This window comes from Candidatus Eisenbacteria bacterium (assembly GCA_026388185.1).
GTDB lineage: Bacteria > Eisenbacteria > RBG-16-71-46 > JAFGJU01 > JAFGJU01 > JAPLKG01.
Genome location: JAPLKG010000020.1, coordinates 1 through 15,710 on the forward strand (window position 1 = coordinate 1; position 15,710 = coordinate 15,710).

Below are 15,710 nucleotides of genomic sequence, written 5' to 3' on the forward strand. Positions count from 1 at the left end.
AGGGTAACAAACTAGACAATTTCATTAATAAATACAGAAAAATCCTCAACAAGCTAGCGAGAGTTTGACTTCATCTAACCCGACGCTGCGCACGGACTCTCGTGTACCCTACGTTGCCATGCCGGAGGTCGGAGTCGAACCGACACGGGGTTTGAGCCCCACCGGATTTTGAGTCCGGCGCGTCTGCCAATTTCACCACTCCGGCATCACTCGTCACCAAGACGATTCCGCCTAGATGCTACCAGTGAACCCCCGCTCTGTCAAGAAATGGCCCGCACGGGGCTGGCTGCGCGGCCCGCGACCGGCATATGACCTGCATTTAGTCGACATAAGGCCAGCCCGGGCTCGTATGACGGACATAGGACCGAGGCAAGCCCGGGCTGGCCTCTCACGATGAGCTAAAAAAAGGCTAGGTTTCGTGCTAAGATTAAACTAGAAAGGAACCCGGAGTATCTGCCATGCCTGGGACGCAGCCCGACAAACACACAACAAAGAACTTGGCAAGACACGCAGCAACACCCACAGCAGAGCACGGGGAGAGTCTCCACCATGCCTGACAAGCAAGCCGTGAAACCCATATTAGTCCTCGGTGTTGGGAACCTTCTTCTCAAGGACGAAGGTGTGGGCATTCATTTCGTGCAGGCCTTCCAGCAACGTGAGCTCCCCTCAAACGTGGAAGCGATGGAGGGTGGTGCGAGAGGGATAGACTTGCTGCCGTTGTTTGAAGGTCGTAAACTTGTAGTAATCGTGGACTGCGCTAGCATGGATGAGAAACCTGGCACGATACGAACCTTTGAGGCCGGCGAGATAATCCAGAAGGGTTCTGGTTTTTCCGTTCACGGCGCGAACCTCGCCACGACTCTTGATCTTGCCCAGCGTCTGGGTCTGCTTCCTGACGTAGTCGTGGTGGGTATAGAGCCGGAGTCCACAGCGATCGAGATCGGACTTAGTGACACCGTGAAGAGGGCGGCGGAAGAGGCCGAACGCGTCGTGGGTGAGATCATTCTGTCGAGAGGCCACTGGTAGCCGTTGATAGTCAGTATTGTCGCGGGCACGCCGCTGATAACCGGCGAAGTCGCTGATAATCAGTGGTGTAGCTGATAATTGGTGTAACTGAGGGGTTGGGCTCGTTGGAGGAGTTGTGCTGGGGCGCTACCTTCTCTGTGGACTGGTAAAGTTAAGAGGTTCGCCACCTCACTTGTCCGGAAACTTCATTCACGGCAAGGGAGCTATTCCAGTTCAAGAAGATAGCTGGAACGTCGACCTCCACCCCAGCACATTCCTCCTCGACGAGGCGTGCTAACTGCGTAGGCACATGCTGGGCTTGCCAGCATGTGCCTTGACGACAGTGAGAAAAACTGGAGGTATCGAACTTGCTTTCATATATGCCTACACCGGGTAAACTGGACGGGTTCCAAGAATTTTTCGCTACTCTGTGCCGCTCGTTCGCCTAACGAATATCCCCCTCACCCTCACCCACCAATCTTCCAGGACGCCGTACAGGCAGGGCACGATTATGACCGTGAGGAAACTGGAGGCGACCAGCCCGCCTATGACGCACCTTGCCATGGGGTAGTACATGGCGTCGCCCACGGCGCTTCTTCCGAGGGCGAGCGGCGTAAGGCCGAGCACGGTCGTGGTAGCGGTCATGAGAACGGGTCTTAGTCTCTGGCTGGCTCCGAGCACCACCGCCTCCGTGCGTTCCATCCCGGATTCTCTGAGCTGGTGGACCCGATAGATAAGTACGATCCCGTTGTTGACAACGATCCCGATCAGGATGAGAAGCCCTATCTGGGCCATGATGTTGAAGGGCGTGCCCGTCGCAAAAAGGAGCCAGGTCACACCCACGAAGGCGAACGGAAGAGAAAACATGATCGCGAAAGGATGAACAAACGATTCAAAAAGTGAAGCCATCACAATGTAAACGAGGATGAGTGCCAGCAACATGTTGACAAGCAGTTCCTTCTGGGTCGCACTCTCTTCTTCGAAGAAGGCGCCGTAGCCCCAACTGTAACCGGCGGGAAAGGCCATGCCCGAGAGGACTCGAGATATCTTCTTCTTTATGCTCGGCGTGTCGCTCGCCTCGTAGTGGGCCGTAACGACGGCGACGGTCTTTCTCTGCTGTCTGTCGATGCTGGCGGGACCCCTATCGAACACGAAAGTCGCCACCGACGAAATCGGAACAGGATCGCCCGTCTTGTTGGTCAGTGTCAGTCTCTTGAGGTTCTCCAGGTTCTGTCTGTCCTCTTCCTTCACTCTCGCCCAAATGTCCACCTCTCCCTCCGGCCCGCGGAATCTGCTCACGGGTACGCCCCTGAAGAACATGGCGACGGCCGTGGCCACGTCGGAAGACGATAGCCCGCTGCGGACTGTCAGCTCCCGGTCGACCACGACCTGGATCTCGTCTCTGCCTTTCTGTTTTTCGGTGTCGATGTCCTTGAGCTCCGGTATGAAAGAGAGGCGGCGGGCGGCTTCCTCGGCGAGAGAATAGAGCGTCGGCCCGGCGTCACCGAAGATGTTGACGCTGATTGTCCCGGCCCCTCCGGACTCCTGATACCCGGACAGCTTGAGTTCCAGGCCGGGCTGTTTCGGGAGTCCCGTCCTCAATTTCTCGCGGATTTTCTTGACGTCTTCCTCGCCTGTGTATTGCGGATAGGGGTAAAGGAGCGTTGTGGCGTTGTTGTCGGTGAAGTACGTGTAGAGGGATTTCATGTTGAGTTCTTTGGCGTGTGATGTGACGTATTCCTCCACGGCGTTCACGTATCGCTCTGCAACTTTGTGGTTCACATTCTCAGTGAAATGATACTCCATCACGATCGATTCGACTTCGGTGCCGGAGAAAGCGCTCTTCTCGAGCTTTGAAAAAGGAAAGACCATGCTCGCCAGCACCACCACCATGATGCCCGCCATTTTCCACCTGTGGGCCAGAGACCATTTCAAGTAGCGCTTGTAGTGCTCCGTGAGATTCGCGATGAACTCCGAAGGCCGCTTATGAACCAGGTGGCCGAATCTGTACATGAAGAGCGGTATGAGCGTCACCGACACCAAGAGCGAGCATATGAGCGCGGCGAAAATGGTTCTTCCGGTCTCTCCTATCCATACCGAGATTTGTGTCTTTGCGCCGAGAGTGAGCGGAAGAAATACAATGATCGTCGCGAGCGTAGAAGTCACGACCGCGGGGAGAACTTCCTGGGTCCCGATTATCGATGCATTCTCCGGGCTTTCGCCTGCTTGTCTGTGTCTGAAGATGCTCTCCAGCACGACGACCGCGTTGTCCACAAGCATGCCGACGGAGAGCATGAGTCCCATCATCGAGAGAATGTTCAGTGAGCGGCCCGCAAAGAACATGAAGACGCACGCGGAAACCGCCGAGAATGGAATCGCGAGGCCGATCGCCAGAGTGGCCGAGACGTTTCTGAGGAAGAAGTAGAGAACGACGCAAGCCAAAAGCGCTCCGATCATTCCGGAGTGGAGCAGCCCGTTCAATCCGTTCAGGATCTCTTCGGACTGGTCCGTGAAGGTCAGGATCGAGAGCCCTTCGAGAGCCGGATCCTTGCCGATCTGTTCAAGTTTCTTTCTGGCCTGCTGCGCCACCTTGACGGTGTTGTAGCCGGATTCTTTCATCACCTCTATTCCGATTGCCCTCTCTCTGTTCAGGTGTCGCCCGTAGTTGAGGCTGGGCTCCTCATACTTGATGTCTGCGACGTCGGATAGTTTGAGGTTTCCGGTGACCGGGAAATCCGCGATGTCCTTCAGCGTCTTGAAGTCTCCCAGCACACGAATGGGATAGTTGCGAGCTTCTTCCTCGACTCTCCCCGCCGTGACGTTCTTGTTTGAGCTGGAAAGCCTGCTCAGCAACGAGCCGACGTCGACGGAATGCTTTGTCACGCGGTCCATGTCGAGCTCGATGGCAATTTCCTTCTTCTCAACTCCGTAGCTGGTGACCTTGGCCACACCGGGGACCTGCTTCAGGGGATTCACGATTTTTCTCTCTATGAGATCGTAGCTTCGCGAAAGGTCCTTTCCGGAGGAGACACGAAGAACCAGGACGGGGATGTCGCTGGACTTGAAACCCTGAACAAAGATCTGGTCAACGTCGTCGGGAAGTTCGCCTCTGACCCTGTCTATTTTCTCGCGTGCTTCGACACGCAGGATGTCAATGTCGACCCCCCAATCGAATTCCAGAAAGATGTTGGAACCGTCCGAGGCGGAGGATGAATAGATCTTCTTGAGATGGCCCATGGTGCTGAGGGCCTCTTCGAGGGGCCTGGTGATTTCCTCTTGAACCTGCGAGGGAATGGCGTTCGGATAGGGAACGTACACGTTGAGTTGGGGAAAATCGACGTCCGGCAGGAAGGCCAGCGGCAGGCGCGTTATCGAGATTACGCCAATGCCAAAGATCGTGAAGAGAATCACGATCGTCGTGACCGGTGCACGAATGACGAGACGCGCGAGGTTCATAGTAGGTTATTTCGACCTGTCCAGGGTGGCGTAGACTGCCGGTATCACGAACAGCGTTAGTACGGTTGCAAAGGAAAGACCGCCCATTACCGTGATGGCGAGCGGTACCCGGAGCTCGGCTCCGTCTCCGCGTGAAATCGCCATGGGCAAGAGCCCCAACACGGTCGTGAGAGTGGTCATCAATATGGGCCGCATTCGGACCGTGCCGGCCTCAACCAGGGCGTCGATCTTGTTCGTCCCCTTCTTGCGCAATTGGTTCGTGTAATCGATCAGAAGAATTGCGTTGTTGACGACAATGCCGCAGAGGATCACGACTCCAATCAGAACCATCACGCTGACGGCCGTGCGAGTAACGAACAGAGAAAAGACCACGCCGATTGTTGCAAGAGGAATGGTGAACAGTATCACGACCGGGTGAAGAAAAGACTCGAACTGTGACGCCATCACGAGGTACACCAGGAAGATTGCCAGTATTAACGCAAACCTGAGGCTTCGGAACGAGACACTCAATTCGTCGCTCTGACCGCTCAGGGACGCGGAGAAATCGACCGGCAGCGGCACGGTCTTGATGGCCTCCCTAATTTGTGAGGTGGCCCGTCCGAGGTTGTGTCCGACGAGGTTCGCCGAGACTATTGCGGCCCGCTGCTGCGAAATTCTGGTTATTTCCGAGGGGCCCCTCTGAAGCTCGATTCTGCCCACCGAGGCCAGTTGGACCGGCTGTCCGTTGTTGTGTCCCACCACCAGATTCGGAAGTTCGTCGAGCGAGCTGCGCACTTCCTCGGTGTTTCTCACGAGAATGTCTATCTTGTCCTCTTCTCTCCTGAAGCGCGTGGCCACTTCTCCCTTGACCTCGTTTGAAAGAATGGTGAACGCCTCCGCCGGGTCTATGTTCATGCTCGAGAGTTTTTCCCTGTCAAGGACGATGTGCACTTCAGGGCTGCCGAGTTTCATCGTGCCTCTAATGTCCTTGATGTACGGAATGCCGGAGATTCGCTCCTCGATTTGAGAAGACGCGGCCCGCAGTTGGGCCACGTCGTAGCCGAATATCTCGACCTCTATGGGGGTCCGGAAGCTGAAGTACGTTGGCTTACTGACGTCGTAGACAACACCCGGAACGAAGTCCAGGATTCTCCGAATCTCCTCGATCGCGGTTTCCTCCGCCTTCGCGTCGTTCATGCGCTTCAAGCCCACCGTAATCTGCGCAATGTTCTCTTCCTTGATTCGCGCGGAGAACTGTCCCACCACGGTCGAGCCGGAATTGCTGAAGACAGTCTTTACGGAGGGAAGCGTCATGATCTGCTTTTCCAACCTCGAAACCGCCTCGTCCGTGGCCGGAAGAGACGTGCCCTCGGGGAAGCGAAGATTGAAGCTGAATTCACCCTGAGAGACCGGCGGTATGAGTTCGACGTTGAGGAGCAACGCGAGCAGAACGGTGACGCAGAATGCGCCAAACGCCAAGCCCAGCGTAAGGCTCCTTCGTCCCAGCGAAGCCCTGGCTGCGCCGGGATACCACGCGTACAGCCTTGCCATGGCCTTGTCAAAAAGCCGGAAGGGGATTGAAAGAGGAACGCGAAGAACCGCAACCACTCGCCGCCGAACCGATCCCAGCAGTCCCGCAAGTTTCGAAGCCCCGAAGGCTACAGCCGCGGCCGACTTGCGAAGGAGAAAATTTCGCGGTGGTTCAGATGCTCCCTCTTCGCCTGGCGCGTCGCCAAGACCCTGACTGCGAGTCTCGATTACGGTGGGGCTCTTCAGCTTCAAGGCCGAGAGCATGGGGACCAGCGTGATGGCGACAATCAGTGACGCGAGAAGCGAGGCGCTGATCGTGAGGGCCTGGTCACGGAATAGCTGGCCCGCTATGCCCTCCACGAAAACCAGGGGCAGAAACACCGCGACCGTCGTCAGCGTAGACGCGATGATCGCCATGTTGACCTCTTGAGTGCCCTTACTCACGGCGTCCCGGAGCGAGGGATTCTCGCGCTTGTGTCTGGCCACGCTCTCGAGAACAACTATCGAGTTGTCAACGAGCATCCCGACTCCCAGAGCCAGTCCGCCGAGAGACATTATGTTGAGCGAAATTCCAAGTCTGTGCATCACGAAGAAAGTCGCTATCGCAGACACTGGGATCGAGAGCGCGATCGTGACGGTCGGCCGCCAGTCCTTCAGAAAAAACAGAAGGACGATGGTAGCCAGAAGGCCGCCTATCAGGGCCGAGCTCATTACCTCGTTGACCGATCTCTGGATGAAGATTGAATGGTCGGACGCCACTGTGACGCTCACGTCCGGAGGCAGCGAAAGAGCGGCGAGTTTCTTCCTCACGGTCTTGGCCACGGAGATCGTGTTTGCATCGCCCTCCTTGTAGACGGCGACCTCGACGGACTCCTTGCCGTTGAGCTTCGTGATCGTGTCACGTTCCTTGTAGCCGCTCGCAACGTTGGCCACGTCCCCTATGAGTATGGGCCGGCCATCGACGTAACCGATGCAAACGCCGGCCAGTTCGTTGACGTCCTGAAATTCATTCGTGGTCCTGACGAGAAACTCTGATTCTTTGTCCGTGAGACTTCCGCCCGCCACGTTCACGTTCTCCGTCCCCAGACGAGCCGTAACCTGTGTTATGGGGATGCCGAGCTCCGAGAGTTTTCCCTTGTCGATGTCGACGTGAATCTCTTCCTCGAGTCCGCCGCTCACCTTGGCTGCCGCCACGCCCTTGAGCCCCTCGATCTCCTTTTTCACCAGCTTTTCCGCCACTCGCCGGAGCCTCAAGAGATTGGTGCCGCCTGAGATTCTGAGCCTCATGATCGGGTCGAGGGATGGATCGAAGCGAAGAATGGTAGGCTTATTGACCTCTTTGGGAAGCTCTATGAGATCAAGCTTCTCCCGCACGTCCAGGGCGGCGAGGTCCATCTTGGTTCGCCAGACGTACTCGAGCGTGACCTCTGATTGGCCGGGCCTCGAGACCGACCTGACCTTTTCCAGGCCCGGCAGTACGCCGACCGCTTCCTCGATGGGTCTCGTCACAAACTGCTCTACTTCAGCCGGGGCAGCGTCCGGATATTCCGTCTGAATCGTGAGAGACGGATAAGAAATGTTGGGGAGGAGCTCGACCCTGAGTCTCGAGAGTGCGACAAGGCCGAAGACTACCACGGCCAAGACGACCATGGTGACTGTTACTGGTCTTGCAATGGAGCCGTCAGTTATTTTCATGGTTCATAGGGCCTTCGATTGCGCACAGGTTTCTGCCGCCTCTTGGGTGCCCGCGCCTGCCATTATTGCTTTCCCACGATCTTCACTTTGTCGCCCGACGATAGACCGCCGTGCCCCACGGTTATGACAAGATCGCCGAGAGAAAGACCCGAGAGGATTTCTACAAGCTGATTGTCCGTTATGCCGGGCTTGACCTCCACCTTGGTCACGGTGTCTGAAGCCACGACGAACACGTGGTGTGTTTCGTCTTCGCTAAGGAGGGCCTTCTTGGGGATGGTGAGAACGGAGTCGTGGGCGGCAGCCACCACGTGCGCTCTCACAAAAGTGCCGGGCTTTATTCTGAATCCCGTGTTCTTGAGATACGCGGTGAGCTTAACGGTGCCGGTTCCCTGGTCTATTATCGGGCTTATCAAAGATATTCTTGCATAGAGTGTCTCGGTGGGTCCGGACGGGATCTCGATTGCCACCGGCTGTCCTATTCGCACGGGGCCGATTTCGGATTCGGGTACGTGGAACCTGACGACGAGCGGATCGAAGGCGGAGACCGTGGCTACGTGCTTGCCCGGCGTCACGGTTTCACCAAGCTGGACGTTTTTTTCCGTCACGATTCCGGAGAAGGGAGCCACGATTCTCGTTTTCTCGAGTTCATATTGAGCGCCTGCCTTCGCGTGCTTCGCCGCCTCTAGCCTGAGCCTCGTCTCGTCAAACTCCTTTGCACTCAGGATGCCGCGTTTCTCCAGCTCTTGCGCTCTCTGCCAGTCCCTCTCAGCCATCTCGAGGTCGATGCCGGCCTTTTCGAAATCCAGTTTCTGCTGCGTGTCTTGAAGCTTGATGAGTGCCTGGCCCTTGTTGACCCGGTCTCCTTCCTCTCTGTAGAGAGTCACCACTCGTCCCGTTGTTTCGGCGAGGAGCTGAGCGGTACTCAGGGCCTCGAGCGTAGAGGTCGCCGTCAGGTAAGAGCGGACCGTATGCCTGGATGCCCGTGCAACCTCGACAGGAACGGCCTCGCGGTTATTGCCGGCACCTTTCTGGCCGGCGGACAACGTGTCTCGGCCGGCGCCGACTTTCTTGCGTCCGGCCTTGCCCTGGCACGAACAAACGGTGAGGAGCAGAGCCAGACAGGATAGCAGAACCAACAGTGTCGTGAGCGGAGCTCGGAAGGACGACTCGCGGGGGACAATTCCCCGGCGACTTGACCCGGAACCTATCGAAGTGACTCTCGAACCCACGTGCTAATCTCCTTGCTTCAAGAACGCTGCCATGGCGCTGTGCGATACCATCCCGGCAACCGGGCAATCGCGTTTTTCACGATGTCGGCACGACATACTGAGGGCAGGACGATCAGGCCCGGCAACCGGGCGCAATCGCGCTTCCAACGTACTACTATGTTACTACGAGAAGACGTCGTCTTGGGTTGCAAATCCGGTTGGTGCGCCCGCGCGTTCCGTCGGGGGCGGCGAAAAGGCCCTCGGCCTGTCCGGTGTCGCCCCTCAGCGGCGCGAGCTTAGAAGCAGAAACTGCCCGCTCGATCAGCGCCCCAGCGCGTCTCCCGGGCAGCGTCCGTCATGTGGCCTGCAAAGCCAACAGCCGTGTCACCGGCTGGGCTGTCACTCGCTCTTCAACACGTCCACCAGCTCACGCTTGTGGTCGTAGATTCTCACCTCAAGAAGCGTCCTGCCGGTGGCGTCGTGGGTGGCACAGCCGAAGCATGGATCGTAGGCCCTGAAAGCCATCTCAACCTGGTTGAGGAGTCCCTCGGACACGGCCGTCCCCGCCTTGATCAACCCCTGTGCCGCCTTCTTGATCGACATGCAGATGGCGGCGTAGTTGTTCGTGGTGCCCACGATGAGGTTGGCCTTCTTGACCATTCCCTTCTCGTCGGTCTGGTAATGATGATAGAGAATCCCTCGCGGAGCCTCGACCACACCGACGCCTTCAGTGGGTGTCTCCTTGGGGATGATCCTTATGTTGGGGCTCGTTATCTCGGGATCCTGTGCGAGCTCGAGCGTTCTCTCGGCCGCGTACATGAGCTCGATGATCCTGGCCCAGTGAGTGGCGAGGGTCTGATGAACCGGTTTCCCACCGAGGGTCTTGTACATCTTATCGTACTCTGCCTGCGCAAGGGGGGTCGCCATTCCGTCAGAGACGTTGAGCCTCGCAAGCGGGGCGGCCCTGTAGACGCCGCTGTCCTGTCCGTCCACGAGACCCTTCCAGCCGACCTTCTTCAAATACGGAAACTTGAGGTAAGTCCACGGTTCAACGTGCTCGGCGATATTGTCGAGGTATTGAGAGGGACTGAACCTTGCGAACTCCTTGCCTTCCGTGTCTACGACCCTGATTTGACCGTCGTAGAAGTTGACTTTGTTGTTCTTGTCCACAAGGCCCATGTAGTAGGTCTTGTGGGTGAACGCGTCACTCAAGATGAGGTCGACGTAGGCCTTGTTCTTGAGAACGACGTCCTCGAAAACCTTGAACGTGAATTTTCCGAACTCGACGAAGCCCTTTGCAATTTCGATGCATCGCTTTTGCTCTTCGGCGTTGAGGCCCTTGCTGACACCTCCGGGAATTCCACACACGGGATGAATGGCCTTGCCGCCGAGCATCGAGACGATTTCGTGAGCCATTGCCCTGGTCTGAATCACGGTCTTTCCGGCCTCGATGCCGACCTTCGCGATCAAGCCCAGAATGTTTCTCTCGGCGGGAGACGCGGTAGGACCGACCACGAAGTCGGGGCCTGCGAGGATGTAGAAATGTGTCGCATGATCGCCCGTGTAGAAAGCGCTGTAGAGAAGCTCTCTCAGTTTCTTGGCGGGGCTGGGTGGGTCAACGTGAAAGACCGCGTCCACCGCCTTTGTGGCCGCCATGTGGTGCGCCTCGGGGCAAACGCCGCATATTCTGGGCGTGATGCGAGCGACCTCCTCGACGGGCCTTCCCTCGCAGAACTTCTCGAAGCCTCTGAGCTCCGGTATCTGGAGGTACGTGTTCGCAACGTTGCCCTTGTCGTCCAGAAAGATCTCTATTCTTCCGTGTCCTTCAAGCCTGGTTATTGGATCAATCGTTACGCGATTCATTTTGTCCTCGCTTGTCCCAACAATGAGTTTACCAACCCGAATCTATACAAGTAGCCGGCGGGATCCACGATCTCGCCGACGATCTTCTGAATCTCGTCCGGATCATTTGAATCTACTATCGAACCCAGCGCGCTCAAGAGCTTCGCGCCCTGGTCGATGACACCGGGAGGAGGACCGTAGCAGCCCCTGCAGGGCATCTTGCCCTTGTTGACGCACACGGTGCCGCAGCCGCTTCGCGTGGCAGGCCCTGCGCATATTATTCCCTGCTCCAGGAGGCATTTCTCTTCTTCGGGGATTATTTCCCAGAACCTGTAGAATTTCTTTATCTTTTTTTCTTCTCTTTTTCTGTCGCATTCATCGCAGCATGTCTTGTCGCCCGCACCGACTACGGAACCTTTAGGAGGAAGGTTCCCGGTGACTATCGCTTCCAGCGCAGCCCATGTCTTGTCGGCAACAGGGGGGCAGCCAGGCACGAAATAATCAACGTCTACTGTCTGGGCCAGCGTCTTGACTCTGTCGTAAAACTCAGGAAGGGTAAGCTCGCCTTCCGGCACCTTGACCTTCAATTGTGGTCTCGTGCCGTTTGGGTTGTCCGTGGACGGTGTCTCGCTGTAAACCCTGTCGAGAAGGCTTTGTCTCGAATAAAGATTGGCGAGGCCGGGTATGCAGCCCTCGTTGGCGCACGAGCCATACGCTATTAGTATTTTGGACTTCTGCCGCATGAGCTTTGCCATGTGTTCGTTTTCGCTCGTGCGGATGGCGCCGTTGAAAAAACATACATCTATGTGCTTGTCGGGCATTGCCTCGACGTCTTTGTATTTGAAATCAAGCGCTACGGGCCAGAAGAGAATGTCGCACGCAGCCGCCACATCGAGAATTTTCTCCTTGATGTCCAGCACCGCAATCTCACATCCACCGCAGCTCGCTGCCCAGTAGAGCGCTATCTTCAACTTACTCATTGCCCATCCTCCGGGTTTGAAAATCTACGCGTCAGCTAACCTTGGGCGACTCTTGCTTCTTCTTGCACGGTCTTCTCGGAAAGCGCCTTCCACCCTAGAGGGCCCAGTTTTCTCACCTTTTCGGACATGTCTTTCACTACCTGCGCCCACCTGTCTCCCTCGGAGGCCGAGACCCATTCGAGCCTCACTCGATCATTCTCGATTCCGAGTTGATCGAGCAGCTTCTTCAGGAGCGCGTACCGCCCCAGGGCTCTGTAGTTGCCGCTCGTGTAATGGCAATCGCCCGGGTGGCATCCGGCTATGAGGACCCCGTCTGCGCCCTCGCTGAGCGCCTTCAGCACAAAGGTGGGATCCACCCTCCCGGAGCACATTACCCTTATGGGCAGTACGTTGGGCGGATATTTTATGCGGCTCGTGCCGGCCAGATCCGCTCCCGTGTAGCTGCACCACCGACAGAGGAAACCGACGATTCTTGGTTCAAAGTTCGCGCTGCTCACAGAACACTCCTTCTGCGTTCGCCGGCCCGTGAAACTGAGGCCTCACGCCCGGCCGACATGTGGAACCGTGAACAAACAAACGTTAGCGCACCTTATCGCCATGAACTGCTGCCATGTGCCGAGTTTCATAGGCGAAAAGACGACCCTCCAGCATACACCGTCTTGTACGGTATCGTCAAGTACTTGAGTAGGAGGCTCGGGGGCGGGAGAGGGACGGGGCCCAGTCAGAGCAGACATGGACGCGGGCGGCTTGGGAGGACCGTGAGCTCAACGGATCCGGGCTAGGGGGGACGGGGACAGGAGCAGGGGGCAGGCAGGCGGCATCCGGCTTAGGGTGCCCAATCACCGCACAGAAGCTCTGCCTGTTCGAGAACGGTCTTTGTTGCCTTCTCTTGTTTGTCGGGTGGATATCCGTACTTGCGGAGAACGCGCTTGACCATGACACGCAGCCTTGCGCGGACACTTTCTTTGACTGTCCAGTCTATGGCGACGTTGTTACGAACGGTTTTCACAAGCTCTTTCGCTATCGTGCAAAGGGTCTCGTCGCCGAGTATCTTTACGGCACTGTCGTTCGTCTCCAGAGCATCATAAAACGCCGTTTCTTCTTCGCTGAGACCGAGCTCTTCTCCCCTGGCGTTCGCCTCGCGCATCTCCTTCGCGAGGTTGATGAGCTCCTCTATTACTTGCGCAGTTTCAAGGGCACGATTCTGATAGGCACGGATGGTGCGCTCCAGCATCTCGGCAAATGAACGACCCTGGATCAGGTTTCTGCTTAGCCGGGTTTTGATCTCGCCGTTAAGGAGTTTTCGCAGGAGCTCTACTGCGAGGTTCTTGTGGGGCAGGCCGCGGACCTCAGCAAGAAACTCGTCAGACAAGATCGAAATGTCCGGCTTCTTGAGCCCCGCCGCTGCGAAAATGTCTATCACTTCGTCGGACACAATCGCTCTGGAGACAATCTGGCGAATGGCGTGATCCAAGTCTTCCTCGGCCTTTGGGCTTGGGGCTCCGGCCTTCACGAGCGCCGAGCGCACTGCCTGGAAGAACCCTACGTCCTCGCGTATCTCGATGGCCTTTTCGTGAGGAACCGAGAGGGCGAACGCCTGTGAAAGCTCCGTCACGGCACTGAGTAACCTGGCCTTGCCGTCTTGCTCCGAGAGAATGTGTTCCTGAGCCACTGGGAGGAGCGCGAGCCTTTCCGTCGGCGCCCCTCCTATCCAGGGCGACCGGTCAAATCCGTGGAAGAGGCCACAACAGACCTCGTATTTCTCTAACATGACCGCAACGGCCTCTGCCTGGTCTAGGGCAGTAATGCCCCTCCCACCACTTTCGGTGTAAGTGGCCATGGCTCGCCTCAGATTGTCGGCCAGTCCCAGGTAGTCCACAACGAGTCCACCCGGCTTGTCTCGGAACACACGGTTCACTCGGGCTATCGCCTGCATCAGCCCGTGGTCGCGCATGGGCTTGTCCACGTACATGGTGTGCAAGCACGGCGCATCGAAGCCCGTAAGCCACATGTCGCGGACGATCACCACCTTCATCGGGTCGGTCTGGTCTCTAAAGCGATTGGCGAGCGCCTCTCGCCGAGGCTTGTTGCGTATATGCCGTTGCCATTCCAGAGGGTCGGAGGCCGAGCCCGTCATCACGATCTTGATAACACCCTTGGTGTCGTCCTCGTTGTGCCACTGGGGACGCAGCTTGACGATGGCGTTGTAAAGCTCCACACAGATGCGGCGGCTCATGCAAACCACCATGGCCTTACCGTCCATCGCCTCCAGCCGCCGGTCGAAGTGATTGACAAGGTCTTGCGAGACAAGGCCGATGCGTTTCTCCGTACCGACCACGGCCTCAAGCGCAGCCCACTTGGTCTTGAGCTTCTCCTTGCGCTCGACTTCCTCGCCTTCCGTCACTTCTTCGAATTCGGGGTCGAGACGAGGCTTCTCTTCCTCCTTGAGTTCGAGCTTTGCGAGACGGCTCTCGTAGTAAATAGGAACTGTCGCCCCGTCTTCCACGGCTCGCTGGATGTCGTAGATGCTTATGTAATCGCCGAATATCGCCCGCGTGTTTCGATCCGTGAGCTCGATCGGCGTGCCGGTGAACGCAATGAAGGACGCGTTGGGGAGAGCATCACGCATGTGACGTGCGAACCCGTCGATGAAGTCGTACTGGCTGCGGTGCGCTTCGTCGGCGATGACGACAACGTTCCGCCGGTTAGAGAGCGGCGGGGGGCGATCACCCCTCTCTTCGGGGAAGAATTTCTGGATTGTCGTGAAGACGACGCCGCCCGATGCGACACGCAGTAGCTCGCGCAAGTGCTCTCTGCTTTCGGCCTGCACGGGCTTCTGCCTCAGCAATTCGTGACAACGGGAAAATGTGCCAAAGAGTTGATCGTCGAGATCATTTCGGTCAGTCAGGACGACGATCGTCGGATTTTCCATCGCAGGATGAAGGACGATCCGGCCCGCATAGAAGGCCATGGTGAGGCTTTTCCCGGAGCCCTGAGTATGCCAGACCACGCCGCAGCGCCTGTCGCCACCTGGACGTGAAGCTTCCACCGTGGCGTTAACAGCACGAGCAACGGCATGAAATTGGTGATAACCTGCAATCTTCTTGCCTACGGTGCCGCCTTTCTCTTCTTCAAACACTATGAAGTGTCTGAGCAGTTTTAGGAACCGCTCTCTGTCAAACACTCCCTTGATGATTACTTGAAGCTGCGGCGTGGTGATTGGGGCTAGTTCCTCACCCTCTATCGTGCGCCACGGAAGGAACCACTCGCGATTCGCGGTGAGAGAGCCAACGCGCGCCTCCAAGCCGTCGGAGACAACCAAAACTTCGTTGAAGGTGAAAAGCGAGGGTATCTGCTCTCTGTATGTCTGCAATTGGTTGAACGCCGTCCAGATGGTGGCGTTTTCATCAGCAGGATTCTTCAGCTCAACGATCGCGAGAGGGAGCCCGTTGACGAAAAGAACGATGTCGGGGCGGCGATTATACTGACCCTCCACCACCGTGAACTGGTTCACGGCAACCCAGTCATTGTTGTCGGGATTGTCGAAGTCAATCAGCTTTGCCCTGGTGTGGGCAATTCGGTCATCCGAGGCGTATTCAACGTCTATTCCCTCAACCAGCATCCTGTGAAATGCTCGATTGTTCTGAACAAGCGAGGGGGATTCCGCGCGCAGAAGTCTGCGCACAGCCTCCTCGAGGGCCTCGGTGGGGATAGTGGGGTTCAGTTGAGCCATGGCATCCTGGAGTCGCCGTGGCAGGAGAGGCTGTTCGTAGCTCTCGCGCTGGGCGCCGGGCTCGCCCGGCGCGATCTCGGGGCCGCTGAGGATGGTGTAGCCCAATTCCTTGAGCCATGAGAGGGCAGCGGATTCGACGTCGGATTCGGTGAAGCGTGGGCGCATAGTGTTTAGCTCTGTGTCACGGGCCTCAGTTGTGTGTCAAATTGGCTCTTGGTTTAGTAGTGCGTTATCGTCCAGTTTGTGCTAAAATACAATCATGAGCAAGAAGCCCTTGATAGA

General features: G+C 57.1%; 8 protein-coding genes and 1 tRNA gene. 1 reads left to right on the top strand and 8 read right to left on the bottom strand.

Going from position 1 to position 15,710, the window contains the following annotated elements; all coding sequences use genetic code 11:
- Window positions 1-119: 119 nt before the first annotated feature.
- Window positions 120-205, bottom strand: a tRNA-Leu gene (locus NTX17_10655).
- A gap of 344 nt (window positions 206-549) precedes the next feature.
- Between NTX17_10655 and NTX17_10660 the strand changes: the two genes are divergently transcribed.
- Window positions 550-1,026 (top strand): hydrogenase maturation protease, encoded by a 477-nt coding sequence (locus NTX17_10660; GenBank protein MCX5801827.1) that lies wholly within the window; start codon window positions 550-552, stop codon window positions 1,024-1,026.
- A gap of 402 nt (window positions 1,027-1,428) precedes the next feature.
- Here the strand turns inward: NTX17_10660 and NTX17_10665 are convergent, their stop codons facing one another.
- From NTX17_10665 to NTX17_10695, 7 genes are all read right to left on the bottom strand, one after another.
- Window positions 1,429-4,461: an efflux RND transporter permease subunit gene (locus NTX17_10665; protein ID MCX5801828.1), complete on the bottom strand. Its 3,033-nt coding sequence runs from the start codon at window positions 4,459-4,461 to the stop codon at window positions 1,429-1,431.
- A gap of 6 nt (window positions 4,462-4,467) precedes the next feature.
- Window positions 4,468-7,665 (bottom strand): efflux RND transporter permease subunit, encoded by a 3,198-nt coding sequence (locus tag NTX17_10670; protein ID MCX5801829.1) that lies wholly within the window; start codon window positions 7,663-7,665, stop codon window positions 4,468-4,470.
- Between the two features lie 62 nt (window positions 7,666-7,727).
- Window positions 7,728-8,894, bottom strand: coding sequence for an efflux RND transporter periplasmic adaptor subunit (locus tag NTX17_10675; protein ID MCX5801830.1), 1,167 nt, complete (start codon window positions 8,892-8,894; stop codon window positions 7,728-7,730).
- A 378-nt stretch (window positions 8,895-9,272) separates the two neighbouring features.
- On the bottom strand, window positions 9,273-10,736 hold the full coding sequence (locus NTX17_10680; GenBank protein ID MCX5801831.1) for a Ni/Fe hydrogenase subunit alpha: 1,464 nt from the start codon (window positions 10,734-10,736) through the stop codon (window positions 9,273-9,275).
- Window positions 10,733-11,695, bottom strand: coding sequence for an oxidoreductase (locus tag NTX17_10685; GenBank protein MCX5801832.1), 963 nt, complete (start codon window positions 11,693-11,695; stop codon window positions 10,733-10,735). The genes NTX17_10680 and NTX17_10685 overlap by 4 nt, the downstream gene beginning before the upstream one ends.
- Before the next feature lie 35 nt (window positions 11,696-11,730).
- Entirely contained in the window at window positions 11,731-12,192 is a 462-nt protein-coding gene (locus tag NTX17_10690) for a hydrogenase iron-sulfur subunit (GenBank protein MCX5801833.1), read from the bottom strand.
- A 329-nt stretch (window positions 12,193-12,521) separates the two neighbouring features.
- Window positions 12,522-15,593 carry a type I restriction endonuclease subunit R gene (locus NTX17_10695; GenBank protein ID MCX5801834.1) on the bottom strand — a complete coding sequence of 1,024 codons (3,072 nt, stop codon included), beginning with the start codon at window positions 15,591-15,593 and terminating at the stop codon, window positions 12,522-12,524.
- Window positions 15,594-15,710: the final 117 nt, after the last annotated feature.

Bases quoted from the DNA above. Each gene is read 5' to 3' on its own strand.
- NTX17_10670 (MCX5801829.1), bottom strand. From the start codon at position 7,665: ATGAAAATAACTGACGGCTCCATTGCAAGACCAGTAACAGTCACCATG.
- NTX17_10665 (MCX5801828.1), bottom strand. From the start codon at position 4,461: ATGAACCTCGCGCGTCTCGTCATTCGTGCACCGGTCACGACGATCGTG.
- NTX17_10660 (MCX5801827.1), top strand. From the start codon at position 550: ATGCCTGACAAGCAAGCCGTGAAACCCATATTAGTCCTCGGTGTTGGG.
- NTX17_10685 (MCX5801832.1), bottom strand. From the start codon at position 11,695: ATGAGTAAGTTGAAGATAGCGCTCTACTGGGCAGCGAGCTGCGGTGGA.
- NTX17_10680 (MCX5801831.1), bottom strand. From the start codon at position 10,736: ATGAATCGCGTAACGATTGATCCAATAACCAGGCTTGAAGGACACGGA.
- NTX17_10695 (MCX5801834.1), bottom strand. From the start codon at position 15,593: ATGCGCCCACGCTTCACCGAATCCGACGTCGAATCCGCTGCCCTCTCA.